We start from the raw sequence: 24,213 nt of genomic DNA on the forward strand, positions 1-24,213 counted from the left end.
CTTCAGTTGTTCGACTCCGTAGGGAGTCAGGCGAGGACGGTGCCTCGCACAATCAGGTCGGCGACCAGTGTGTACCGCGGAGCGGCGGTCGCCGGATCGGAGTCGTTCTCCATGCCGGCGTCCTCTACCTGGTCGCACCAGACGGTGCCCAGATAGCCGGGGGCGGCTGCACTCAGGATCGAACGCACAAGGGCGGCAAGGGTTGCCGCTCCGCCGGCGTCGTCGGTGCATTCGAGAACGACGCGAGGACGATCCAGGATCAGGTGGGCGCTTCGGCGCCCTCCCCGTTCCTCGACGTCGACTCGGGCTTTTCGGTCGTTTCTGGTCACTCGGACCAAGCGAGGCGGGCGAGGGTCGGGAATTATCGTGACCACAGTCGCGGAATCGGAAACCGCGGCAAGTTGCGCCGCTAGATAATTGACCAAAGTTTGTGCGATGTCAGGAAATTGTATCTGCTCATTCATCATTAAGCCTTTAGGAGAAATAGCGATTGCGAGGCGCAAACAATACGCGCTCGATTGGTTGGCAACCAATCGAGCGCGTATCCGGAACAGAGCTCACAACTGCAACCTGCGCGATGCATGGTTACACCCAGAAATCAGTTGTCTTCTCTACGCCCCTTCGAGGCCCATCTTCAATGGTAGGTACAACGATTCAGGAACTATCCTATAGCCCTTGTTGAGCGCCATGCATGAAATAGCGGTCAAAGGAAGCGAAGCCCAACCTTGCGGAACGGAGTCCCGCCCATTTTCGGATGTCCAATAGTAATGGTGTCGCACGAGCGCATCCTCAAGCTCGAAATTGAACTCTGCCTCCGTACCTGCGGCGAGCGTGTAGAACAACTTGATTGGCGGATACAGAACATAATGCAGGGAATCATCCGACGCAACTTCAACGCGTGCCGGATCGGAGAGATAGATCGAATCAGCCAACAATTGCACCCACCGCCTATCTTTACGGCGATAGCATTGAAGCGTTTCCATCCATTTGAAGAGAAATTCGTCCACTTCTACACCCGCAGTCACAAACACGTCACGAGGAGCCTCCGCCAGCAACCTCAGCCGCCTTGAGTCACCCAATACCACAGCAGTCCAGAAGGCTGCGAAAAAGTCGGAAACAGTCATGGAGGCGCGGCGGGGGCGACCAAGCTCAATTCGATCGACAAAACCAGCTACGCCGGTTCCTTTTCCGCCGTCCTCGAAACCGCGGCGCGACTGAACAAGGTGCATAAGCACCTCATACGCATCCAAAATCTCAACTGCCGCATTTTCGACATAATGCCAGTTGGGTGGAACGCACGCAAGTAAGTGATACAGGCGGGACAGTGCTAGATCAGGCAACAGTTTCGCTGCTCGTACATTACTCACCGATTCCGCGCGACACTCACGAACCTCTACATCAAGGACGGCGAGGCGATCAGCTAGGTACTCTTGGTTAACGACTGGGCGTTCAATAATCACGGCACCTCATTCTCTGATATCAAACCGGCGCATCTTGTACCCATCGTGAACACCACCAATGCCCGGCCTACCGTACACGACACCATACCAAACCCGCTCTTCTTTCAGCGCCTTGCGCAGTTCACCTGCCAGCCATGCTTCGCTCTTCCAAGTACTTCCGCGAGAATCCATCATTCTGAGAATGTCAAGAAAGTAGCCCAACGTACCTTGAGATACCTTCTCTCCTGTCGGGAGCGTCCGGCTCCCCAAACCAGTAGAGACCTGAGACTTGGCCTCGCCAACAATATAGAAATCCGAGCTCAGGTCATACCACAGCCGGTCAAATCTATCCTTTCCGTTACTTGGACCATGCAGTTCAATATGTTTTGCGTGCGGAAAGTTGATAGGCACTGCATGACGCCGTAGAACCTCGTCTCCATATCGTTCAGCGGTCTTCGTCATCCTATCTTGTGCTGCCACATATCCCGGGGCATCCTTTGATCCCGGGACCGCCCGAATCGACTCCATTCGGACCAAGGCGAACCCATTCAAGGTAGCCCTCTCAGACGGAGACAGGTCGCCCATTGGGTTATCGACGTCCTTGAGTCTACTGAATCGCATATCGACGTCCTCGTCGTCCCTGTATCGCGGGCGAGTCGGTTCGGGAACATCGCTGGCGGCAATCCACTTACCAGATGAATTCTGTTTGATCTGCGGCGGCACCAGCCCCGTATCGTCGCTTGCGTAAAGGCTCTTCCGATAGCCGAGCGAATTATAGAAATTGGCATGATACCCTGGATCAACATTAGCACGGCGGACCTGGAACTCATTGATTCGTTCGGGCGCCATCTGCCGAAGTTGTTCGATTGATACACCTAGATGCAGCTCCCATGGAGAGCCACCGCTGATAAGCGGTGACGAATCCATAGACTGACTGCGCCGCGAATCCGCCGCGTTCCGGGAATCAGTGAGGTCAGAATGCTCTAGCGGTTCAGTAGTTGGCTGGTCAGCAGTATGCCGGGCTCCGGCATTTGCGGCTTCCGCCGGCAGAAGAGGTGCCGCATTCGAGTTATGGCGCGTCGGTGTCGCAGGAGTAGCCGTGTTCGGTCCGGATCCCGATGCACGGGGGAGACCGCTGCCTGCCGATGCCCTCCCGGTATCTGAAGCGAAGCTCGCGGGACCCACCGTACGAGCTGCACCTGGGAAACTGATGCCGTTAGTTGCCGCGAGGGCTGGGTCACCAAGCGACAGGCCGCTTCTTCCGAACGCAGTAGTTGCGTTGTTGATCGCGGTGCTCACCGCGGCCGGGGGCGGTAGCTTTCCTGCGGCGTTGTTTAGCACCTTGGGGCCGAATAGCAGCATCGTGCCGAATAGCGCGCGGCCGATGGTTTCGCCTGGTTCCTTATCGAATTGGGTCCAGTCGGCCCCGATGGCGAATATCGACAGCTCGTTCCCCGTCCCGAGCACGTCGTTGCCTAAACGACTCCAACTGCCGCGCCCGATGGCGATTTCTCCGACATCGATGGCCGTAATCGCCAATCCAATGCCGATTCCGACTCCGCTTGTCGCTAGCCCCAGCCACGCCTCTTTCAGGCTGCCATTCTGCCCCAGGAGGCCTGCAATACCCCTTTTGGTGTCGTCATAAGCTAAACCGAATCCCGTTCTTATGTCATCGGCGAATTCAGTGAACTTCTGCCAGTTGCTCTTGATGTCGGGCTGCTTGGGACTCTGCTCTGGGGCGGGCCGCACGGTTGCCGGTTGCGACGATACGATCCTTCCGAGATCGTCTACTACCAGCCGTGAGCCATCATCGCCCTCTATCGATCTCGTACCGTCCGCATGCTGCGACAGCAAATATCCTGAAACACCTGGAGTCGACGAGTGAAAGCGCTCTGTTCGAGTGTTTGCGGCCGGGTCCCAAACTGTAAAGTGCTGGCCCTGCGATGTCGTCTCAATATTGGTGAGGATGCTCGTGCCGTCGGGCTTGGGTGCGATCTCCCATCGACGACCATATGCCGGGGATGGGGTATACCAGCCGTAACCGCGACTATCTACGTTGCCGATCTGGTTTGTAATGAGTGGACCATGTTCAGATTCGCCGGTGCGCCAAATAGAAACATTGCCATGATGATCGACATATTTGTTCCCGTAGAGGCCAGGTCCGCTACCAGGTATTTCGACCGACTGGAGGCTACCTACAACTACCCTATTCTCTACAAGGGGAAAGGTCGTCGCTAGATCTGGAAGGGTTCCGAAGATGCTGTCAGGGTTGCCGGCAGTAGAAGTACCGGCATTAAACACTTGCGTATACTGATTCGATGCCGAACTTTCCTGCTCCGCATAGAGGGAAGCACTGCCGACGACGTCAACCCATTGCTGCGCGCCTCCGTTCTCGCCGTACGCCACTCGGGATGTCCCGATAAGGACGCCATCGCGGCTTATTTCATGGTCGACGCTCTTGTTCCCATTGCCTACCGGGATCGTGTATGTGTGAGTGAATCCGTCGCGTATTTCGGTCCAGCGATCTCCTTCCTTCTTCCCGGAAATATCGGGACGGTCGAAGAGCGGACTGGTGCTTTTCGGATCCGACGGCTGTACGGGAGTCGGCGAGGATTCCGCAGGGACCTCGCCGGTCTGGGCGCCGGTCGGAGGCGGAGGAGTCGTCGACTGTTGCGGCTGCGTGACCGCGGGAGGCGGAGTGGTTTGGGCTGGAACCTCCGGCCGTGGTTTCGGCGGTGGCATACCACCGGCGTAGTTGTGCCCGCCGTAGTCGATTTTGGGCTCGTCGGCGATCGGATCCGCGACCTGCACCGGAGCACCGGGAGTGCCAACGGATGGGCCTTGGTCGTTGACGAAACCCGTCGCCGGCCTTGCGATGTCGACCGCTTGGTTGTTCAGGTCCCGTTGCGCGAGGACCCGGTTGTACGCTCGCGCGGCCGCGGCTGGGGTCAGGCCCTCGACGTTGATCACCCGGGGTTGATCAGACCGGGCGCTTGCTGATTTGACTCCGATCGGTGTCAGTGATGCACGCCAAGCCGCACCAGCATTCACCCAATCGGCGGCGACGCTCACCGTGAAGCCGCCGACGCATCGTCGATTCGGCGACGCAGCTCGGCCACCATCGCCGCATACGCCTCCGACTTGGTCTTCCCCTCGACCGCGATGCCCCGGGGATGCGTTGCATGCCAGGCACTTCCCTCGATCTGCTTCACCGAGATCTCGTCGAAGTCGTAGAACTCCTCGACGTCAGGAGTCGGCCAGTTGCCTTCGGCGTCGGGGGTGACGTGGGTGCCGGTGTCGAAGGCGCCGGGGACGCCGGCGGGAGTGGGGACCCACCTGATCTCCTCGAGTTCGGGGTGGACGCGCACGCCGCGCTTGACCAGGTATTCGGCGACACGGGTGGCTTGTTTGATCGAGGTGACCGTGGGTTCGGCAAGTTTGCGGCCGACCGCGCTCTTCCATTCCGGGAGGTGGATGACCGAGAGTTCTTCGGCCAGCAGGCGAACCTGCGGGTCGAGCTCATCGGTGTGGTCCGGCTCGGGGAGCTTGCCGGACAGGGTTTGCTGCAGGAGCGCCAAGAACTCGGGAGTGACCAGTTGACCGGATTCGGTTTGTACGTATTCGGTGGACGACGTAGCAGTGGTGCTGAAGTCGACCGAGCCGATGATTTCCTTGCCGGACATAGGTTGTGCCTCCCGAGCTTGGGCATGAGAAAAGCCCAGGCCGACGGGCCGGGCTTGGGGGATGGGATGGTGTTCAGTTAGAGGCCGAGCAGCGGCAGGACTACCGGGGCGAGCAGCAGTGCGAGCTCGAGCAGTTCGAGTACGACAGGGAGCATGGAAATCACCTCCTCCCATCGACGTGATGGGCTGGCGCGTCAGGCGCGGGGTGTTTCGAGAGCCTTCAGGCGGTCCAGAATGTCGGCCAGGGCATCGACGACGGTCTGGCCGTCGAGCTGTTCCCAGCCGCCGAACATGCCCACATCACGCTGTTGGCTACCGCACAGCTGTTCGCGGATGTCTTTGACGTCGCTGCCGATCGGGCCGCAGAAGGCGGTGATGAAGTCTTGGATCTGGGCTACTTCGGATGCGCTCATCGGAGCGTCCTCTCCGTCGATGAAGGCCTGTACGTCACGGCGGAATTCGTCCATGTCGATACCGGCGGGGTCGATTTTTCCTTCGTGCGAGTACTCGCGGTGGGCCACGCAGTCCTCGGCGGAGCGGCCGATGCGGGCCAGGATGGCCGCGCAGCCGCGCTTGTAGGCGTTGAGTTGTGCTGGGGTCCAGTCGGTTCCGTCGCCTCGGGAGACGGCTTCGATGCCGATCACGTGGTAGTTGGCGTTGTCGGTGGGCCAGCCGGGCCAGGAGCCGCGGCCCGCGTGCCAGCAGACACCCGCCGCTATCACGCGGTAGGTGCCGTCGCGTTCGAGGACGAGCTGGGCGAGCGGGCCGGGGAGGTCGGCGCGGCCGTCCTGGACGATGCGCCAGTCGTTCTTGCCGCCGCCGGCGGTGTGGTGGCAGAGGACTCCTCGGAGGTCACGGAAGTCGCCGTGGCCGCGGTCGCGCCAGCCCTCGTGTTCGATGACGTCCAGCCCGGCGTCGCGCAGCACATCGGCGAGCCACACCGGGTCTCCTGTCCAGGTCATGGACTTTCTCCTTGTCAGGGTGAAGGTTTGTGGTCCCGCCCTCGCCGATGAGGGGGAAGTGCCGAGGGCGGGACGTGCGCACCTGACGCAGCGACGGCATCTCGACCGCAGACCACCTACGGGAGACGGGCGCATCAGGGGCGCGGCATGCGGCGGGCTCGAATCCCGCACCGTATCGAGTGTTCTCCGGGGGCGTGCCGCATGCGGTTTCAGGACCGGAGCCTGGTGGCTCCGTCAGATTTCTTCTTGGAGGGTGACCGGGATCTTGTATTGCGCCACCGGTGGTTCCTGACCGGGGACGTGCAGTCGCAGGAAACCGAGCAGTTCGTCGATGTGCCGCTGCAGTGCGCGGATCAGGCGGATCGCGTCGCGGAATCGCAGCTTGTCGTCAGCGGCTTGCTCCTCGAGCGCGACCACACGTTCACGAAGTTTGGCGACTTCTCGGGCCTGCCACGCGGTCACCGCGCCGATCACCGTGGCGACGGCGACTCCTGTGGCCTGGACGAACTCAGGGCTCAACCACGACGCCACGTGCTTCACCCGCCGATCCGGTCAGCGGCGTCACCGCGGGCCTGATGATCGCTCCGGCGATCACCGGCGTGGCCAAACCGTAGAGGGTGAGCAGGGTTTCCACCCACGCTGTGTCGACTTCACGGCCGATGAGGTACGCGACCACACCGGTCACCGCGACGAGTACCGACCGGATCAGCGCGGGCTCCGGCACCTTGCTGATTCGCATGATGAGTTCCTTTCCAGAAGTTCGAGCGCGAGCGCGGCGATCAGATCCGACCCTCGGCGACATCGCGGTTCAGCGCCTGAGCCAGAGCGCGGGCATGTCCGTGGCGCACGTAGTCGGTGGTGTGCCTGCCGTCGAACAGATATCCGCGGGCATAGGCGACGGCACCTGACCACTGACGCCAATTCGCCGGGGACCACCAGCGCTGCAACTGGTTTCGGGTCGCAGTGTCGAGCATCCGCTGCGCCCAGCGGACAGCCGCATGCGGACTCGCGAAGCTGAAGAATGCACTCAGGTCGGCGATGGTCCGCAACGGATTGCCGGCGGGAAGCGCGGTGATGGGATCACCGGGAGCCGCTGCCCAATACGCCGGAACACCTTCGATCGGCCGTTCACCCACCACGCCGTAGCCGCCGGGGTCGACCTCGCCGAGGTACTGACCGGCGGGTCGCCGCGGATCCGCGATCAGGGCGCACGCGATCACCTCGCGGCCGGGATGTTCACCGCGTCCGATCTCCGCTGCCACGTCGCCCGCAACGGCCGCACCCTGCGAGTAGCCGGCTAGTACCACCGGATTGGGCGTTCTGTCGATCGCGGCGAGCAGTGCCCGTTTGCCTTCGGCGACGCTTTCGGCGTAGCTCACATAGGTGCCGTAGTCGGCGGGATAGGCGACCATCCGCGGGGTGAACATCGATCGGTTCAGCGCATCGATGAATGCGCCCGTGACGCCGTCACCACCCGGATTCCAGGTGCCGCCGACCACAAGGACATCGATGGTGCGGGCGTCCTGGCTCGGCCGACCTTTCGGAGACCACAGGGACATGTTGATACCTCTCTGGAAAGGGGAGGTCCCGCTCCGGACGACGCATGTGTCCGGAGCGGGACCGATTCGCCCCTGCGCTGCGACAACGCCTGCGACCACAGATCCACTGTGGGAGACGGGCGCGTCAGGGGCGGGCATGCGGCGGGCTCTGAACCCGCTGGATCACGCTTGTTGTCCGGGGGCCTGCCGCATGAGCTGGTTGGTCGGCGCTGACGCGCCTATGACAAAGCCCTCGATCCGAGTACGGAATCGAGGGCGCGGTGTGGTGGCCTGAACCGGCTATCGGTGATGTCGGCCAGGAGCCAGCTGGCGCAACATCTCCCCCGAACTCGCTGCCGGCCACAGACAGCGGTAGGGGTAAGGGGTGGTCATGCCGGGAAGCCACCCGAGGCGGTTGAGCAGGTGTACCGGGATCACGGCGAATTCGTCGTTCGCCAGATGTTGCAGGCGCCAGCCGAGGAGGAACTCGGTGACGCCGAGGATGGCCGCTACGTCGGCCAGGTTGTTGGCGATCTCCAGCGCGTCCCGCAAGCTGCCCACCGGGATCAGCCGATGCGCTACGACATCGTGGACCTGCATCTCGATACGGCCACGCCAGCGCTCGCCGTCCAGTGCGGCGGCCAGCTCCGGTGACTCGGCCATCTCGATGTGTGCGACCGAGTGCGCGATGACTTCGTTCCGCACATGACCGGACAGGTCCGCTTGGATCAACACAGCACGATCGGCGACCGACCAATAGGACACGAAGTCGTACACCACGGCCGAATCCACCCGGATCCCTTGGCTGAAAGCCACTTCCTGGGCATTGAACCCGTTGCGCTGCACCGCGATATCTTGTCGGTCGTACCTCGCGGACTCCGACTCACCTTCAACACCCATGGGAACCACAACTCTCACGTCTCGGCACCGATCTCGACCCAGCCGCACCGTCACCACCTGGACAGCGCGGGAATCAGGTCACCGAGCTGAGTGGCGGCCCGCCGTACGCGCCGGTCGCAACGACCGCCAGCGTTCGACAGCACCGGCGACGACTTGCAGGTCTTCTACGCAGATTTCGGAGAGGTCGATGTGCCCGGACCGGTCCCACCGCGACGCGATTGATTCGTCCCCACGCCGTACCGTCCCACCACTGTCGTGGACAGACCGTTCTTCTGTGGGCTTGCCCGAGTCGTCGGGCGTGAACGCATCGTATGCACCTGACACAAGAAGACCTCACCCAGCAGCCGAAATACAGGAGGCTCTCGGTTGAGAGCACGCGTCCCATTCTAACGTCGACGGGGACGTGGCCTCGATCAGGACCTGAGGGGGAGGCGTTCGGAAAGAGCGAGTTCTGTTGTCCCAATCTACTTTTGGGCATACGAATTCCCGCTGCGACTAGTTTGCCCCGTCGCTCACGGATTGTCAACTCCCCCTATGGATCTGCCTGAAATTGCAGGTAGAAGCACCTGCAACGTCCGCTGCCCCTGTGGGTTCACCACTGCAATCTGCTATGGCCTAAGCGTTTTGACGACGGTCGCGAGATCGGATCGAGATGTGCAGGCACTACGCCAGCGAGGCGCCGGCAACACCGTGCCGACGCCCCGCTGGGTCTATCTGTTCACTATGCATCTGTTGTTCGTCTGCGCGTCGGCAAGGCGAGGTGTGCGTCCAAAACCTCACCAACGACGTACAGTTCGGGCCAGTCGCGCGACCAAGGTCCGGGGACCGGTCGAATCAGCCCGGCCGCACGCAGCGTTCGCATGCGCCGCACCGTCAGACCGCGGTACTCATCGCCGAGTTGCTCGGCCAGCTTGCCGATCCCAGCGGCGTTGAGCCGGACGGCCCTTGCGCGCGCCACGAGATCCGCGTCGACGGCGTTCGCACCGACGGGCGGGCATACGACCGCCTCGGCGGCCGCCACTGCGGCCGCGATCTCGCCGGGAGCGGCCTCAACACCCTCCGTCATCGCCAAGGCAATGATGTTGCGCTGCAGCCACTCCGCCATGCCGGCGATACTCACGTCACCGCCGTACGCGATGGCGCGTTCTTCGCAGACCAACCGAATCCAGGACACCAGCACGGCTTGCAGATCGTCCTCCGCGCGCGCTGCCGCTGGGTTGAACGGGAGTCGCTGCTCCCGTGCCCCGTCGCGCGTGCGGTAGTCCACAGCACCGAATCGGGTCTGACGCGTCCGCGCATCCGCCAAATCCTCCGCCAGGTCGGGAATGTCGCCGAGTGTGCGCGCCAGCTCCCTGGCAACAGTCCGATCCAGGTACAGATGCGTGTCGTCCACCCATCTGTCCAGCGGGGTCACACCGCACGAATCCTCCCGCGCGCGGTTCGACGCCGTAACGGCATCGCCTGTGGCCATGTACTTTTCCCCTTCAGTCGAGAGCGGGCCCCACGGCCCAGGTCGCACCCCGGCGTTGCGCGGCCGGAGATGGATGCGCGCCTGGGCGGTGTCAGGAAGCGACTCCCGATGAGACCCACAATCCAACACTCGTTGTATGCAACGTTGTTGGAACGCGCCTGTCAAGCGGGGCGACAGATCCGCATACCCAGTTACCCATCGCAACAAACCAATTCGCTACATGCTGTTAGGATTGACAATCATCGACCTGGCGCTATTCGCAAGTTCGCAGCTCAGCGGTGCATGCACTTCATGCATCAGTGCAAACAATCTGCTACCCTGAGTGCATGGTGAGACAACGGAGCGCGGTGGTCCCGCCCGAGGTCAGCGCCACCCTGCGGCTTGCTCGCAAGGAGCGCGAGATGTCGATGGACCGCGCCGCCAAGGCAGCACGAATCAGCACCAGTCTGTGGACGCAGGTGGAGAACGGAACCCAGTACAAGCGGGGTCGCAAGGTGCCCGCCAGCACCACCGCCGAGACTCTGCAGGCGATGGCAGCGGCGGTGGGCCTCGATGCCGAGCCCTTGTTGCAGCAGGCCGGACTCGATCCGGTCGAGGCGGCGGAACCCGCGGCGCCGCCCGCGAATGGAATCGTCGACCTCTCCGGGCTGTCGGAGGGCGATCTGCGGATCGTCGCGGCCTACGTGAATGGAATTCGGGCTGCTCGGCGCAATTGATCCGCCACGAGCTGAAAACGACGAATGCCCCACCTGAAGAGGTGGGGCATTCGTCGTGTGTGGGTGAGATCACTCGGTCGGTTCGGTGTCCGGCTCTTCGGCACCGGCGGAGCCGGTGAGCAGGCCCTGCAGGACGGCGGCCAGGCCCTCGGCGGAGCCGGTCTCGACGGGCTCTTCCTCGTTGATGGCGTCGGCGTCGGTGGCGGGCTCTTCGGCGCCGGCGGAGCCGGTGGTCAGGGCTTCGAGGAGGGCGGCGAGGCCGGTGGCGGAGCCGGTGTCGGCTTCGGGGTCGGTCTCGTCGATGGCCTTCACCTTGGCCTTGTCGGTGGCCTCGGTGCCGGCGGAACCGGAGCTCAGGGATTCCAGCAGGGTGGCCGAGCCGGTGTCGGGGGTGGTCTCCTCAGCGGTTGCCACACCGGTACCGAACATTGCCAGACCCGCCGCGACGACGATGCCGAACCCGAGCGTGCGGAACTTCTTCATGAAACTGGAACCCCTCGATTGAAAGCATGAATGCCGACGTCATCGCCGGTCCACGAAGTTCTAACACGGTGCCGATCGATGGCCCCAGCCCGTGGTTTTCGGGGCACACACTGTAGGGATGCCACGATGTTGCTGTCGGCGAGGCCGGCAATCGGCTCGTAGCGAGGGTTTCAGATCGATTACTCGAGTAGCGGGAATTCATGCCGCAACCAATTCGATGGCGGAGAATTGTTTCCGCTGTGCAATCGATACAACGACCGACAAAACAATGCGAACAAGGAGTGTTTCGAAAATGGCGAGTAGCATCCCGACGGCTAACCTTCAGTAATACCCAGCTATCCCCCGGCTCATGCCATGATTGATCTCACTGTAACAAGTGACAGACCATGAACGATTGCGCCGCAACGCTGTTCACAAAATACTACGGGCCGCACACCCTTTCGGCTGTGCGGCCCGTCGAATTCCCCTGCGACCAGCGCAAAGTCCCGATGGCGATGCCCGGGGGGCGTCGGCTCGAACTCGCGCAGTTTTCGCGCCCGCTACGACGGGCAGTTGACCGTGTACTCCCACTGCGTGTCGTCCGGGCCGCTGACGCGGACGGTCACCGTCGTCGCGGTACCGCCGGGGAGGGAGACGGCGACGGAGCCGGTGCCCTGGTTGAGATTGTCGCCGACGTAGCCGGTGTCGAGCACTTGGCCGCCTTCGTAGAAGACCTGGATTCGGTCGGGGATATTCAGGGTTTCGTAGGACAGGACGAAGGAGGTGGGGCCCGCGACGCCGAGCTGATGCACGGTGGTGGTGACGCCGGCGCCGCCGGATTTCGTGGAACTGTTGCAGGGCTGCACGCTTTCCGAGGAACCGCCGGAGCTGCCGCCGAGTAGGCCGCTCCCGGTGTCGAGTAGGTCGCCGAGAATGCCACTGCCGGTGTCGATCACACCGCTGCCGGTCGAGGCGCTGCCGGTGTCGGCGCCGGCCACGCCGGGTACCACCAGCAGGGACCAGGCCGCTGTCGTCATCGCGATAGCAATCGTCTTCTTCACAACGCTTCCTCCACACCACTTCGAGCCAACGGTTCATCAGGTGAAATGCGCTGGGCGGCCGCACAATCGCCCGCCCGATCGGGGCTTCGAGATCCCCGGTTTGCCAGCCCCGCAGACTCGGCACAGCAGTTCTAACATGCGTTTGCGGGGACGGGAATGCGCGGAAGTCGGGGCAGCGGGCTGTTCAGATGCCGGTGGGTAGCCGGAATTTCCGGGGCGGCGTATTGACGTCGCGGCAATACCGGATCACCCGCCCAGATCGCATGAGGCAATTTCTTAGCTCGGAGAAGAAAGCACCGGTCAGTAGACCAATTGATGGCGAATCATGCTGAGCAGCAATCGAATAGCGAATCTGGTTTACGAAAATGAGTAATCTCACAGCGAATTCACGTAACAACTGATTCGCAAGAACCGATCGGGGACGGCGAAGAGAACGGGCCGCACATCCGGTGCGAATGTGCGGCCCGTTTGGGTCCCGGGAACTCAGCGCAAAGTCGCGGTGAGGTGGGGGTAGCCCTTTTTGGGGTGGAGCATGGAGAGGTCCCAGCCGGTGTCTACCTGGTCGGCGTAGATGTTGACCGAGGAGGGCAGGAAGACCGGCTTGCCGAATTTGACCGAGTACGTGGTCTTTTCGGGGACGCGACCTTCGATGGTGCTGAGGATGTTCGCGGCCGACCACATGCCGTGGGCGATGGTCTTCGGGAAACCCATCGCCTTGGCGCCGAGACCGGAGACGTGGATCGGGTTGCGGTCGCCGGACGCGGCGGCGTAGCGGTTGATCATCTTCTGATCGACGCGCTGCACGCGCAGCGGGGGCGGCGGCACTTCCTCCGCCGGCGGCTCGGACTTCGGACCGCCGGACAGCGACGTGCGCTGCTGGTGCAGCATGGTCGAGACCTGGCGCCACACGAGTTCGCGGCCGACGCGGATCTCGGTCACCGCGTCGATCAGCAGACCCTTCGGGTGTTCCCGGAGGTTCTCGATGTGGGCGGTGAAATCGAGCGGCTCGGCGACCGAGATCTCCCGCGTGCGCTCGATGACGTTGCCGAGGTGCACCGAACCCACCGCGGTGAACGGGAAGTCCCGCGCCACCAGCAGTTCCATCATCAGCGGGAACGACAGGATGAACGGGTACGTCAGCGGCAAGGTGTCGCTGAAACGCAGACCGGTCGCGTGGCAGTACGCGGCCAGGTGATCGGGGTCGACCTGGAAGCCGTCGAGGACGACGCGGCGGTCGGGCAGGGCCGGCTTGCGACCCGAGAGCGGGCCGGGCAGCGGGACGGCGCCCAGCGCCGCCTTCGCGTACAGCCCGCCGTTCTTCGGAACCTCGGTGAGGGTGATCGTCTGGGTCATCAGGCGCCGATCAGGCTCTGCCCGCAGACGCGAACCACGTTGCCGCTCACCGCGTTCGACGCCGGGCTGGCGAAGTAGGCGATGGTCTCGGCGACGTCGACGGTCTGGCCGCCCTGCAGCAGCGAGCTCATCAGGCGGCCCGCCTCGCGGGTGCCGAGCGGGATGGCGGCGGTCATCGCGGTCTCGATGAAGCCGGGGGCCACCGCGTTGATGGTGATGCCCTTCTCCGACAGCAGCGGGGCCTCGGCGTCGACCATGCCGATGACGCCGGCCTTGGAGGCGCCGTAGTTGGTCTGGCCGCGGTTGCCCGCGATGCCCGCGATGGAGGATACGTCGATCACGCGGCCGCCCTCCTTGAGCACGCCCTTGGCCACTAGGCCGGAGGTGATGCGGTGCGGGGCAGCGAGATTGACGTTGATGACGGAGTTCCAGCGGCCCTCGTCCATGTTGGCGAGCAGCTTGTCGCGGGTGATGCCCGCGTTGTGCACGACGATGTCGATGCCGCCGAAACGCTCGGTGGCGAACTCGGCGAGGCGCTCGGCCGCGTCGGGCGCGGTGACGTCGAGGGCAAGGGCGGTGGCGCCGACCTTGTTGGCGGTCTCGGACAGGGCCTCGCCCGCGGCGGGGATGTCGGCCACGATGACGGTGGCGCCGTCACGCGCGAAGACCTCGGCGATGGTGGCGCCGATGCCACGGGCGGCACCGGTGACGACGGCGACCTTGCCCGCGAGCGGCTTGTCCCAGCTGGCCGGGGCCACGGACTCGGCCTTGCCGACCCGGATGACCTGGCCGTCGACGAAGGCCGACTTGCCCGAGAGCAGGAAGCGCAGGGTGGACTCGAGGCCGGTCGCGGCGGCGCCGGCCTCGGGGTGCACGTAGACCAGCTGACCGGTGGCGCCGCGCAGCAGCTCCTTGGCGACCGAGCGGCTGAAGCCCTCGAGCGCGCGCTGGGCGATCTGCTCGTCGACCGAGCCGACCAGCTCCGGGGTGGAACCCAGGACCACGACACGCCCCGAAGGTGCGAGGTTGCGCATGGCGGGCTGGAAGAATTCGAACAGCTGCGAGAGCTTGTCGATGGAGTCGATGCCGGTGGCGTCGAACACCAGGGCGCCGTACTTGGTGCCCGAGTCGAGCGAGTCCGCGACGGTGTAGTCCGCCGAGAGCAGCGCGCGGACCGGCTCGGCCAGGCGACCCTTGCCGCCCAGCAGCACCGGGCCGGGGAGGGCGGGCTCGCCCGCCTTGTAGCGGCGCAGCTCGGCCGGCTGGGGCAGACCCAGCTTGCTCGCCAGGAACGCGCCGGGGGCGGAGTGGATGAAGGATCCGTAGAGGTTGGGTGCGCCCTTGCTCTTGGCTGCCACTGTTCCTACCTTCTCTGTGCTCGACGTGTATGTGACCGTGCTCGCCCAGTGTCCCCCGTGTGAGCTCACATTTGCGGGTACGGTGTCGACAACGAACTTACTCCAGAGTAAGTTGGATGACAACCGATCACCCGACGAGACCATGGAGAACTCGAGTGACAAGCAAAGCCCGCTCGGCGACGGCCAAGGCCAGCGCTGCCAAGACCGCGAAGACCCAGCGCCCGGTCGCGATCGTTGGCGGTAACCGTATTCCGTTCGCTCGCTCCGACAAGGCCTACGCGAAGGCGTCGAACCAGGACATGTTCACGGCCACCCTGGACGGGCTGGTCAGCCGGTTCGGCCTGCAGGGTGAGCGCCTCGGCATGGTCGTCGGCGGCGCCGTGCTCAAGCGCGTCGGCGAGCACAGCCTGATCCGCGAGAGCGTGCTCGGCTCCAAGCTCTCGCCCTACACCCCGGCCCACGACCTGCAGCTCGCCTGTGGCACCGGCCTGCAGTCGGTAGTCACCGTCGGTGACGCGATCGCGATGGGACGCATCGAGTCGGGCATCGGCGGCGGCGCCGACACCACCTCCGACGCGCCGATCGGCGTCAGCGAGGACATGCGCGAGTGGATGCTCACCGCCAACCGCGCCAAGACCAACAAGGACCGGCTCAAGCTGGTCGGCCAGCTGCGCCCCTCGATGCTGGGCATCGAGATCCCGCGCAACGCCGAGCCGCGCACCGGGCTGTCGATGGGTGAGCACGCCGCCATCACCGCCAAGGAGTTCGGCATCGCCCGCGAGGCGCAGGACGAGCTGGCCTACCTCTCGCACAAGAACATGGCCGCCGCCTACGACCGTGGCTTCTTCGACGACCTGATCACCCCGTTCCTCGGCCTGACCCGCGACGACAACCTGCGTCCCGGCTCGACCGTGGAGAAGCTGGCCACCCTCAAGCCGGTGTTCGGCACCAAGCTGGGCGACGCCACCATGACCGCGGGCAACTCCACGCCGCTCACCGACGGCGCGTCGGCGGTCCTGCTGTCCAGTGACGAGTGGGCCGCGCAGCGCAACCTGCCGGTGCTGGCGCACCTGGTGGACTCCGAGGTGGCCTCGGTGGACTACATCCACGGCCCCGACGGCCTGCTGATGGCGCCCACCTACGCGGTGCCGCGCCTGCTGGCCCGCAACGGCCTGACCCTGCAGGACTTCGACTACTACGAGATCCACGAGGCCTTCGCCTCCGTGGTGCTGTGCACGCTGGCCGCGTGGGAGTCCGACGCCTACTGCAAGGAGCGCCTCGGCATGGACGGCGCGCTTGGCTCGATCGACCGCAGCAAGCTCAACGTCAACGGCTCCTCGCTCGCCGCGGGCCACCCGTTCGCCGCCACCGGCGGTCGCATCGTGGCCTCGACCGCGAAGATGCTGGCGGAGAAGGGATCCGGTCGCGCGCTGATCTCCATCTGCGCCGCGGGCGGCCAGGGCGTGGTCGCGATCATCGAGCGCTAGTCACACCACAGTCGACTGGTTGTCTCCTCACCTCGGAGCCAACCGGTCGTCCGTGCGTGTCGCTCACCGCGTTTCGAAAGAACGCTCCAGCTCGGCCCGCCGCGCCTTCAGCTCGCGGATAGTCCGGTTCTTCGGCGATCCAGCGAACGGCAAACACTCGACATCGACCGAGCCAGCCGCCCGCAAGGCCACTCGCTGCGCCGAAGCTGCGGCTTTGGCCGACAACCCGATCTCGACAGCGAATTCACTCCAGTGCCTCGCCCGCAAGCCCTCGACCCGGCCGCAGATGGGAAGTGCCATCGAATCGTCCCCGTAGATCAGCGTGCAGGGGATGTCGTACATCGGTGCTACGCCCCAGCGCCCATCGCAGTCTCGTAGGACCCCCAGATTCTTACCGTGGAGGTCGCTGTTACCGGTCAACCAGGCAAACAGGAACTGCAGGTACAGGTTCCGAACGGCGACCATCGGCGCTCCGACCACTCCGGCCAACGCTTCGACAACCGCAACCGCGTCGACATCATACTTCGCCGAAGGCTCCAGTCCGAGCACTTGAGTGGCGTCTTCGAACGCTAGACGGTGCCACACGCCGCCCAAGCTGATACGGTCGAACCGACTGACGAGCAAGCCCTGGATACCTGAAGCATCGCGCACGAGAGCTGAGGCGGCAACGGGAATCTTCAGCATGCGTGCCGCCGCCAAGTGTGCTGATTCATTCTCGATCAGGTTCGGATAGCTGGCTTGCGGCAACTTGAGTAAGGACCTGCTGCCACAACCATTCCGCGTCGCGACGGATCGCTCGGCGCTGGCTTTACATTGCACACCCGGCAGAGCATGGCGATCCACACGTGCAGCCAGCAGCTTGAACTCGAGCTCGCCGATCGTTTCCTCATCTGCGAGTGCGGGCGCGGCGACAGGGTCAGCATCGGCAGGAAGAATCTGAACATCGCCAGGGGTATCGGCACCAACTGCGAGAAGAAGACTGAGGTCATCCTTGACGGCTGTCCGCAGCGATCGAGAGAGCTCCGCCAATCGTTCGCCCTCTGGTAGGAGACCCGCAAAGAATGCCGGCACCGCACCTGCACGAACGCCTCCGAGCTTGGAACCGACCGGCAATGTCCAAGCCACCCTGTCTCTTATCGGGTCCAAATACCGCTCTGCATAGCGGAATTCAATCTCACCGTCGATTCGCTCGAGACTTCCCACCAAGTTGCCGGCCTTGTAGACATCGGCACTCTGAACACCCGAACGCCACCCGCTCGAATACCTGGGTGGTTGGCGCACAGCGGACTCATCGCGTGGGATCGAGATGAGGCTGGCAGCCACCAGATTCCGCGCGATGAGACCACCGTGCGGTTCGTAGACGAAGATCGCTATCCCGTGTCGATTGGCGTACTCCACGGCGGGCTTGGAGTAGGCCGAGGCCGCGAAGAAGAGAAGCTGTTGCGTGAAGGAGCAGCCACGCGCCCCGAAGAGCTTCTGGAGCTCGTCTCGCGTAACGGCGGCCCCAGACCATTTCACCTGCGCAAGGGCGCCGTCAGCGCGCACGTCGATACCGCCGTCGGCACCGTAGGTTGTCACATCCGCATCGACGAAACCCATGCTTCGCATCTTCAGAGCAGCGTTACGCTCGGCATCCTGAAACGTGCGTATGTATTGCACAGCACCCCCTGTCGCACCTTCGCCCGGACCAGGCAAACATAGCTGACAGCTATTGTTCGACATGGCGGGCGGCGACACCCGGATTGCGGGTGCCGCCGCTGAGGTTGCTACGAGTTGCAGAAGGGGATGGGGTGGGGGCCTGCGGTGCCGCCGCAGAGGATGACCTTCAGGAGGCCGATGGGGGCGTCGAGGAGCGCGGAGCCGGTGCCCGCGGAGCCGGAGTCGGCGATGGCGGCCGTCGGGGTGGGGGCGGCGAGGGCCGGAGAGGCGCCTGCGGCGATGCCGGCGACAGCGGCGGTGGCAACCAGGATTCGGACCATACGATACATGACGAGCCTTTCGAAACCGAGAGTACTGTAACTCTTACATCGGGCGGCTCGGCACGGGCGTTACTCCACGAGTTTCAGCTGGACCGATACGAATCCCCGTGCACCGCAGACGGTTCGCGCGTGCCGATCAGGTCGGCACGCGCGACGACGTCAGCGACACATCGGGTTCGGGTGCGGTTCGGCGGCGCCCCAGGGGCCGCAGATGAGGAGCTTCACGATGCCGAGGGGGAAGTCGATGAGGGCGGAGCCGGTGCCCGCGGAGCCGGATTCAGCGATGACGGCCGGGGCGGCGGGAGCGGCGAGCGCGGGGGCGACGCCCGCGGTGGCGATACCGGCGACGGCGGCGGTGGCGACCAGGATTCGGATCATTCGACGGTGCATGACGTGCCTTTCGATAAACACTGGGTGGAGCTGATCACGAAATCGGGCGGTTCAACTCGTTCGTTACCAACACTTTCTGTGTATTGACTCGGTGAAATCCCTTGCGCTATAAGCGATCAGCTCGCGCCGATCGCCGCGGCGAAGAGCGGCCACGACTTGTGCAGGTCCTGCTCCCAGTACTTCCACGTGTGCGTGCCCGCGGGCCGGAATTCGGTGGTGGCGGGGATGTTCAGCTCCGCCAGGCGAGCGGCCAAACGCTGGGTGCACTGGTTGGCGGCCAGCTCGATGGCGCCGCCGAGCAGGATCTGGTCGGTCATGCCGATGACCTTGCCGGGGGTCGCACCGGCCGGAATCACTTCCGCTTCGCCGGGGAGGCCGGTGGCGCTGGAGAGATAGATCGTCTTGCCGCGCAGGCGTTCCGCGTTGAGGTAGGGGTCGTTGGCGCGCCAGGCCGGGTCGCCGGGGGCGCCCCACATGTTGGCCGGGTCGGCGCCCGCCCTGGCCAGGACGAGTTCGACGGCGGTGCGGCCCAGCGGGTCGTCGACCGAGGCGCAGCCGCTGTAGGCGCCGACGGCGCGATAGCGGTCGGGCGCGGCGATAGCCAGGTTCAGCACCGCGGTGGCCGACATCGACAGTCCGGCGATGGCATTGACGCCGGTGGTGTTCAGGGTCGCGTCGATGATCGGCGGGAGTTCCTCGGTGAGGAAGGTCTGCCACTTGTTGCGGCCGAGTTCGGGATCGTCGCGCAGCCAGTCGGTGTAGTAGGAGAACTTCCCCGCCGCCGGAGTGACGACGTTGACGTTCTTGTCGCCGAAGAACTGCACGATATCGGTCTGGTTGTACCAGTTCGCGACATCCTCGCCGCCGCCGGCGCCGTTGAGCAGGTACAGGGTCGGGCGCGGCTCGCTGGTGTCGTGCGGCGTGATGACCTGCAGCGGGATCACCCGATCCATCGCCGCCGAATAGACGTGCAGTATCTGCTGCCGCTGTCCCGGCCGCTCGATCCGGTCCAGCCGCGAGCCGTCGGCGCCCGCGGCGCCGATCGAGGTCGCCGAGAGCACCAGGGCCAATGCCGCCACCACGGCGGCTCGCAGAGTGAACACGAACATGCTTCCTTCACCGAGCTGGCAGCCGGACCGGCTGCGGCCGAACGAGTTTCATGGACCGGGTGCGCCGGGGCGGCAGCGCGAGACCGCCCCGGCGACCAGGTGCCGGGCGATCAGCTACCGATCAGATTGCCCAGCACGTCGGAGAGGATCTCGCTCAGCGAGCCGGTGGAGCTGAGCTGACCGTCGGAGGAGCCGAGGCCGTTGTCGCCGAGACTGCCGATCACGGTCTCGCCCGCGTTGGCGCCGCGCGCGGTGAAACAGGCGGTGAGCCCGGGCATTTCATTGCTGACGCCCACCGTGCCCGCGACCCCCACGCCGCCACTGGTGACCTGCTGGCCGACCTTGACGCTGTCGGGCACCGGGTAGGTGATGGTCAGGGTGACCGGGTTGCCGGAGTTGACGAACCAGCCGGTGCTGGTGACCTTCCAGCCGCCGGCGTTGGGCTCGGCGGTGACGTCCTCGGTGACCTGGCCGCCGATCGCGTGGTAGGCGGTGATGGTGGTCTTGGTCGGCGCGCCGAAGCCGACCGGCGGGAAGTCGGTGATGGTGTTGACGTAGGGGTTGCCGATGCCGGTGGTCCCGACGATCACCTTGTAGGTGACCGAGGTGCCGACACCGATCTGCTCCGCGCTGGCGATCTTGTCGTAGACGTGGGTGACGCCGACGGTGCTCGCATCCCTCTTCTGGGCGTGGCTGCTCACCGAGCAGCCGGTGTCGGCGGCGGCGACGCCGGAGCCGAGCCCGACACCGGCGACGACCAGTGCGGTGGTGGCGACGCCTGCGGCGATGCGCGAAGTCCGGAACATGATTTCCTCCAAAGCCCCGGCGAACTGCGGCCGGGATGAATCCTCATCGAGTGGTACACCCCCTCTGACCTGAAGGTATCCGTCGGACTGGACGGTTGTCCTGAAAAATACGAACGTTGTGGAACATTGACGTTTTACTATATTCGACGGGTCGCCCGGCGTAGCATCCGAGGGTTTCCGACCACCCCGATCCGGCCCGAAAGACGACGAACCGGCCTCCCTCGGGCGAGGAAAGGCCGGTCGCGAGCGTCAAGGGGGCTACTTCTGCGGCAGCTCGTTGTGGCCGCCGAACGCCTTGCGCATGGCCGAGAGCATCTTGTCGGCGTAGAGGGCCTCGCCACGCGAGGAGAAGCGCTGGAACAGCGCCGCCGAGAGCACCGGGACCGGGACCGCGGTGTCGATCGCGGCGTCGATGGTCCAGCGGCCCTCGCCGGAGTCGGAGACGCGGCCGCTGAAGCTGTCCAGGTTCGGGTCGGCGTAGAGGGCGCCCGCGGTGAGGTCGAGCAGCCAGGAGGCGACGACCGAGCCGCGCCGCCACACCTCCGTGATGTCCGGGATGTCCAGGTCGTACTGGTAGTACTCGGGGTTCTCCAGCGGGGTCTCCTCGGCGGAGTGCTCACCGCCGTCGTGCGCGGCGCCCATGTTCGCGTGCTGGAGGATGTTCAGGCCCTCGGCGTAGGCCGCCATCGCGCCGTACTCGATGCCGTTGTGCACCATCTTCACGAAGTGACCGGCGCCCGCGGGGCCACAGTGCAGCCAGCCCTGCTCGGCGGGGGTCGGCTCGCCGGTGCGGCCGGGGGTGCGCGGCGCCGCGTCGACGCCGGGGGCGATCGACTGGAACAGCGGCTCGAGGTACTTCACCTGCTCGGCCTCGCCGCCGATCATCAGGCAGAAGCCGCGCTTCAGGCCGAACACACCGCCGGAGGTGCCGATGTCGAGGTAGTGGATGCCCTTGGGCGCCAACGCCTTCGCGCGCTTGATGTCCTCGTGGTAGCGGCTGTTACCGCCGTCGATGATGATGTCGCCCGGCTCGAGCAGCTCCGACAGCTCGTCGATCGCGGCACCGGTCGCGCCGGCCGGGATCATCACCCAGACCACGCGCGGCGCGTCGAGCATGGCGACGAATTCCTTCAGGTCGGTGCTGCCCTTGAAGCTGTCGCCGAGCTCGGCCGACAGCTCGTCGATGTGGCCCTGATGGCGTTCGTGACCGACGGCGGTGTTCCCGTCCCGCACGATGCGGCGCACGATATTGGCGCCCATCCGGCCCAGGCCGATCATTCCCAGCTGCATCAGTTCTCCCTCGTTGTCCGGTGCCTGGTGTCGAGTCTCACGTCAGATTGTCCCGCGTCGCCGCGCGGGGGTGCGTGGCGGCGTCGCCTCGGCCGGAAAAACTTTCCCGAAACGGCCTGTAACGCCCTGGATCGAGGGCCGATAAACAGATCGGCTCCGTGTAGTTGCCAGACCCCCGACCCGGCAACTACGCGGAGCCTTCCTGCTGTCCATACGCTGTTGCCAGGCTGCCGAGGGCGACGAACACCATTACCCTTGGCCCGGGGCCCACAAACATCGGGCCGGGCGCACCTGATCCTCAGACGTCGCCACAGAACCCAACGGAAGGACCTCCGTGCCCAGCCAGTCGAACGCCGGCGGACCGGCAGACCGACACCAGGGCGAGGTCGGACTACGCAAGCTGCTCGAAGCAAATCGCACTTTCGATGCCGACACCACCGCCCTGCCCACCCAGCCGATCAGCACCGTGACCCGGGACCGCTGGTCGCCCGCGCCGAGCACCCCGCAGCCGCCGACGGGACCGGGCAACACCCAACTGGCCAAGCGGATCGGTATCGCCGTCGGCGCCGTGTTCGCTCTCGGTACGGCCGCCTACCTGGCCGATCTGGCGCTCAGCAGCGGCGAGGTGCCGCGCGGCGTCGTCGTCGCCGGAGTCGAGGTCGGCGGGATGGACAAGGCCGAGGCCGACAACCTGCTGCGCGAACAGCTCGGACCGAAGGCCGAGCGACCGCTGGCCGTGCGCATCGGCGACGTCCGCGACACCATGGTGCCCGCCGAGGCGGGCCTGCAGGTGGACTGGAACGGCACCTGGGCCGCCGTCGGCGACCAGCCGATGAACCCGGTCCGCCGCCTGATCTCGCTGTTCGGCACCCGCGAGGTGCCCGTCGTGAGCACCGTCGACGCCGCCGCGCTCGACCGCAAGGTGGCCGACTTCCAGGCGCACGACAACCCGACCGTCGAGGGCACGGTGCGCTTCGAGAACGGCACGCCCGTCGCGGTGCCGCCGGTGCCGGGCCGGGTGCTCGACACCGCCACCGCGCGCACCACGATCATCGACCGCTGGGCCGCGAGCAACGAGCTGGACCTGCCCGTGATCGCGGCGCCGGTCGCGGTGCGCACCGAAGCGGTGCAGGCCGCGCTGCGCGACATCGCCACCCCGGCCGTCGCCTCGCCCATCACCGTCACGGGCAAGGACGCCGAGGGCAAGGACGTCCAGGGCGTGCTCAGCCCGGAGCAGATCGCCGGCGTGCTCGGCTTCGTCCCGGACGGCAACGGCGGTCTCGCGCCCAAGATCGACGACGCCGCCGCCGTCGCCGCCCTCGCGCCGCAGCTCGCGGCCTCCGAGGTGGAGCCCAAGGACGCGACCTTCACCGTCGGCGCGGGCAAGCCCACCGTGGTGCCCGCCGTGGTCGGCAACAAGATCGACTGGCCGAAGACGCTGGAGAAGCTGCCCGCACTGCTGACCCAGCCGGGCAACCGGACCGCCGAGGCGGTGTACCAGCGGGTCGAGCCGAAGCTCACCACCGAGGCCGCCAACGGTCTCGGCATCAACGAGATGATCGGCGAATTCACCACCGGCGGCTTCAGCGGACCCTCCGGGGTGAACATCCGCACCGTCGCCGCGAAGGTGAACGGCGCCGTGGTGAAACCGGGAGACACGTTCTCGCTCAACGAGTTCACCGGCCCGCGCACCGCCGCCGAGGGCTACGTGGAGTCGGGCATCATCGACAAGGGCAGGCCGAGCACCGCGGTCGGCGGCGGCATCAGCCAGTTCGCCACCACGCTGTACAACGCCGCCTACTTCGCCGGGATGGAGGACGCGGGCCACACCGAGCACAGCTACTACATCTCGCGGTACCCGGCGGCGCGCGAAGCCACCGTCTTCGACGGCGCGATCGACCTGGCCTTCCGCAACACCGCCGCGACCGGCGTCTACATCCAGACGGTCGCGACCGGCTCGGACATCACCGTCCGGCTGTGGGGCACCAAGACCGTCGACGTGGAGTCGATCACCGGCGAGAAGTCGAAGCCGACCGAGCCGCAGGAGATCACCCTGCCCAAGGGCAAGGACTGCATCGCCTCCGAGGGCGCGCCCGGCTTCACCATCTCCGACACCAGGGTGATCACCGATCGCAAGACCGGTGCGCAGGTGTCGCGGCACACCAGGACCGTGAAGTACGACCCGATCCCGATCGTGAAGTGCGAGTGA

23 protein-coding genes are annotated in these 24,213 nt (G+C 65.1%); 3 read left to right on the forward strand and 20 right to left on the reverse strand.

Annotated elements, in window-relative coordinates; all coding sequences use genetic code 11:
- Positions 1-26: 26 nt before the first annotated feature.
- The 10 genes from AB0H56_RS14465 to AB0H56_RS14510 all read right to left on the reverse strand — a co-directional run bounded on the left by AB0H56_RS14465 (position 27) and on the right by AB0H56_RS14510 (position 9,936).
- Positions 27-329 (reverse strand): hypothetical protein, encoded by a 303-nt coding sequence (locus AB0H56_RS14465; protein WP_357162256.1) that lies wholly within the window; start codon positions 327-329, stop codon positions 27-29.
- A 282-nt stretch (positions 330-611) separates the two neighbouring features.
- The gene (locus tag AB0H56_RS14470; RefSeq protein WP_357162259.1) at positions 612-1,460 is read right to left on the reverse strand and encodes an immunity 49 family protein; all 849 of its coding nucleotides are present in this window, start codon (positions 1,458-1,460) and stop codon (positions 612-614) included.
- Positions 1,461-1,466: 6 nt separating this feature from the next.
- Positions 1,467-4,409 carry a hypothetical protein gene (locus tag AB0H56_RS14475; RefSeq protein ID WP_357162262.1) on the reverse strand — a complete coding sequence of 981 codons (2,943 nt, stop codon included), beginning with the start codon at positions 4,407-4,409 and terminating at the stop codon, positions 1,467-1,469.
- Positions 4,410-4,507: 98 nt separating this feature from the next.
- The gene (locus AB0H56_RS14480; RefSeq protein WP_357162265.1) at positions 4,508-5,122 is read right to left on the reverse strand and encodes a hypothetical protein; all 615 of its coding nucleotides are present in this window, start codon (positions 5,120-5,122) and stop codon (positions 4,508-4,510) included.
- A 194-nt stretch (positions 5,123-5,316) separates the two neighbouring features.
- Positions 5,317-6,084, reverse strand: a complete 768-nt coding sequence (locus AB0H56_RS14485) for an N-acetylmuramoyl-L-alanine amidase (RefSeq protein ID WP_357162268.1) — start codon at positions 6,082-6,084, stop codon at positions 5,317-5,319.
- A gap of 234 nt (positions 6,085-6,318) precedes the next feature.
- Entirely contained in the window at positions 6,319-6,624 is a 306-nt protein-coding gene (locus AB0H56_RS14490) for a hypothetical protein (RefSeq protein WP_357162271.1), read from the reverse strand.
- Positions 6,593-6,823 carry a hypothetical protein gene (locus tag AB0H56_RS14495; protein WP_357162274.1) on the reverse strand — a complete coding sequence of 77 codons (231 nt, stop codon included), beginning with the start codon at positions 6,821-6,823 and terminating at the stop codon, positions 6,593-6,595. Before AB0H56_RS14495 ends, AB0H56_RS14490 begins: the two co-directional genes overlap by 32 nt.
- A 40-nt stretch (positions 6,824-6,863) precedes the next feature.
- A complete protein-coding gene (locus AB0H56_RS14500; RefSeq protein WP_357162277.1) occupies positions 6,864-7,583 on the reverse strand; it encodes an alpha/beta fold hydrolase in 720 nt (239 codons plus the stop codon).
- A 339-nt stretch (positions 7,584-7,922) separates the two neighbouring features.
- Positions 7,923-8,468 (reverse strand): hypothetical protein, encoded by a 546-nt coding sequence (locus tag AB0H56_RS14505; RefSeq protein ID WP_357162280.1) that lies wholly within the window; start codon positions 8,466-8,468, stop codon positions 7,923-7,925.
- Positions 8,469-9,243: 775 nt separating this feature from the next.
- Entirely contained in the window at positions 9,244-9,936 is a 693-nt protein-coding gene (locus AB0H56_RS14510) for a hypothetical protein (protein ID WP_357162283.1), read from the reverse strand.
- A 383-nt stretch (positions 9,937-10,319) separates the two neighbouring features.
- On the opposite strand from AB0H56_RS14510, the gene AB0H56_RS14515 reads away from it, so the two are divergent.
- Positions 10,320-10,709 (forward strand): helix-turn-helix transcriptional regulator, encoded by a 390-nt coding sequence (locus tag AB0H56_RS14515; protein ID WP_357162286.1) that lies wholly within the window; start codon positions 10,320-10,322, stop codon positions 10,707-10,709.
- A gap of 69 nt (positions 10,710-10,778) precedes the next feature.
- Here AB0H56_RS14515 and AB0H56_RS14520 read toward each other — a convergent pair whose 3' ends face one another.
- The 4 genes from AB0H56_RS14520 to AB0H56_RS14535 all read right to left on the reverse strand — a co-directional run bounded on the left by AB0H56_RS14520 (position 10,779) and on the right by AB0H56_RS14535 (position 14,943).
- Positions 10,779-11,192, reverse strand: a complete 414-nt coding sequence (locus AB0H56_RS14520) for a hypothetical protein (RefSeq protein WP_357162289.1) — start codon at positions 11,190-11,192, stop codon at positions 10,779-10,781.
- 539 nt (positions 11,193-11,731) lie between these two features.
- Complete coding sequence (locus AB0H56_RS14525) at positions 11,732-12,220, reverse strand: hypothetical protein (protein WP_357162892.1); 489 nt, start codon at positions 12,218-12,220, stop codon at positions 11,732-11,734.
- Positions 12,221-12,715: 495 nt separating this feature from the next.
- Positions 12,716-13,585 (reverse strand): MaoC/PaaZ C-terminal domain-containing protein, encoded by an 870-nt coding sequence (locus AB0H56_RS14530; RefSeq protein WP_357162292.1) that lies wholly within the window; start codon positions 13,583-13,585, stop codon positions 12,716-12,718.
- Entirely contained in the window at positions 13,585-14,943 is a 1,359-nt protein-coding gene (locus AB0H56_RS14535) for a 3-oxoacyl-ACP reductase (RefSeq protein ID WP_280340859.1), read from the reverse strand. Before AB0H56_RS14535 ends, AB0H56_RS14530 begins: the two co-directional genes overlap by 1 nt.
- Positions 14,944-15,098: 155 nt before the next feature.
- Here AB0H56_RS14535 and AB0H56_RS14540 point away from each other — a divergent pair, with 155 nt between their 5' ends.
- Positions 15,099-16,430, forward strand: a complete 1,332-nt coding sequence (locus AB0H56_RS14540) for an acetyl-CoA C-acetyltransferase (RefSeq protein WP_357162295.1) — start codon at positions 15,099-15,101, stop codon at positions 16,428-16,430.
- Positions 16,431-16,493: 63 nt separating this feature from the next.
- On the opposite strand, the gene AB0H56_RS14545 is transcribed toward AB0H56_RS14540, so the two are convergent.
- From AB0H56_RS14545 to gnd, 6 genes are all read right to left on the reverse strand, one after another.
- A complete protein-coding gene (locus AB0H56_RS14545; protein ID WP_357162298.1) occupies positions 16,494-18,152 on the reverse strand; it encodes a HipA domain-containing protein in 1,659 nt (552 codons plus the stop codon).
- Positions 18,153-18,196: 44 nt separating this feature from the next.
- Positions 18,197-18,418, reverse strand: coding sequence for a hypothetical protein (locus tag AB0H56_RS14550; RefSeq protein WP_357162301.1), 222 nt, complete (start codon positions 18,416-18,418; stop codon positions 18,197-18,199).
- 150 nt (positions 18,419-18,568) lie between these two features.
- A complete protein-coding gene (locus tag AB0H56_RS14555) occupies positions 18,569-18,787 on the reverse strand; it encodes a hypothetical protein (protein WP_357162304.1) in 219 nt (72 codons plus the stop codon).
- Positions 18,788-18,915: 128 nt separating this feature from the next.
- Positions 18,916-19,908: an alpha/beta hydrolase family protein gene (locus tag AB0H56_RS14560; protein WP_357162307.1), complete on the reverse strand. Its 993-nt coding sequence runs from the start codon at positions 19,906-19,908 to the stop codon at positions 18,916-18,918.
- A gap of 110 nt (positions 19,909-20,018) precedes the next feature.
- Positions 20,019-20,714 carry a hypothetical protein gene (locus tag AB0H56_RS14565; protein ID WP_357162310.1) on the reverse strand — a complete coding sequence of 232 codons (696 nt, stop codon included), beginning with the start codon at positions 20,712-20,714 and terminating at the stop codon, positions 20,019-20,021.
- A gap of 258 nt (positions 20,715-20,972) precedes the next feature.
- Positions 20,973-22,004 (reverse strand): phosphogluconate dehydrogenase (NAD(+)-dependent, decarboxylating), encoded by a 1,032-nt coding sequence (gnd, locus tag AB0H56_RS14570; protein ID WP_357162313.1) that lies wholly within the window; start codon positions 22,002-22,004, stop codon positions 20,973-20,975.
- 334 nt (positions 22,005-22,338) lie between these two features.
- Between gnd and AB0H56_RS14575 the strand changes: the two genes are divergently transcribed.
- Positions 22,339-24,213 carry a VanW family protein gene (locus AB0H56_RS14575; protein WP_357162316.1) on the forward strand — a complete coding sequence of 625 codons (1,875 nt, stop codon included), beginning with the start codon at positions 22,339-22,341 and terminating at the stop codon, positions 24,211-24,213.

This window comes from Nocardia sp. NPDC050717 (assembly GCF_040654275.1).
Taxonomy (GTDB): domain Bacteria; phylum Actinomycetota; class Actinomycetes; order Mycobacteriales; family Mycobacteriaceae; genus Nocardia.

What these genes read in the sequence shown, in the direction of transcription:
- AB0H56_RS14545 (WP_357162298.1), bottom strand. Translation starts at nt 18,152, where the DNA reads ATGTCGAACAATAGCTGTCAGCTATGTTTGCCTGGTCCGGGCGAAGGT.
- AB0H56_RS14555 (WP_357162304.1), bottom strand. Translation starts at nt 18,787, where the DNA reads ATGATCCGAATCCTGGTCGCCACCGCCGCCGTCGCCGGTATCGCCACC.
- AB0H56_RS14480 (WP_357162265.1), bottom strand. Translation starts at nt 5,122, where the DNA reads ATGTCCGGCAAGGAAATCATCGGCTCGGTCGACTTCAGCACCACTGCT.
- AB0H56_RS14515 (WP_357162286.1), top strand. Translation starts at nt 10,320, where the DNA reads ATGGTGAGACAACGGAGCGCGGTGGTCCCGCCCGAGGTCAGCGCCACC.
- AB0H56_RS14530 (WP_357162292.1), bottom strand. Translation starts at nt 13,585, where the DNA reads ATGACCCAGACGATCACCCTCACCGAGGTTCCGAAGAACGGCGGGCTG.
- AB0H56_RS14485 (WP_357162268.1), bottom strand. Translation starts at nt 6,084, where the DNA reads ATGACCTGGACAGGAGACCCGGTGTGGCTCGCCGATGTGCTGCGCGAC.
- AB0H56_RS14550 (WP_357162301.1), bottom strand. Translation starts at nt 18,418, where the DNA reads ATGTATCGTATGGTCCGAATCCTGGTTGCCACCGCCGCTGTCGCCGGC.
- AB0H56_RS14495 (WP_357162274.1), bottom strand. Translation starts at nt 6,823, where the DNA reads ATGCGAATCAGCAAGGTGCCGGAGCCCGCGCTGATCCGGTCGGTACTC.
- AB0H56_RS14560 (WP_357162307.1), bottom strand. Translation starts at nt 19,908, where the DNA reads ATGTTCGTGTTCACTCTGCGAGCCGCCGTGGTGGCGGCATTGGCCCTG.
- AB0H56_RS14520 (WP_357162289.1), bottom strand. Translation starts at nt 11,192, where the DNA reads ATGAAGAAGTTCCGCACGCTCGGGTTCGGCATCGTCGTCGCGGCGGGT.
- AB0H56_RS14565 (WP_357162310.1), bottom strand. Translation starts at nt 20,714, where the DNA reads ATGTTCCGGACTTCGCGCATCGCCGCAGGCGTCGCCACCACCGCACTG.
- gnd (WP_357162313.1), bottom strand. Translation starts at nt 22,004, where the DNA reads ATGCAGCTGGGAATGATCGGCCTGGGCCGGATGGGCGCCAATATCGTG.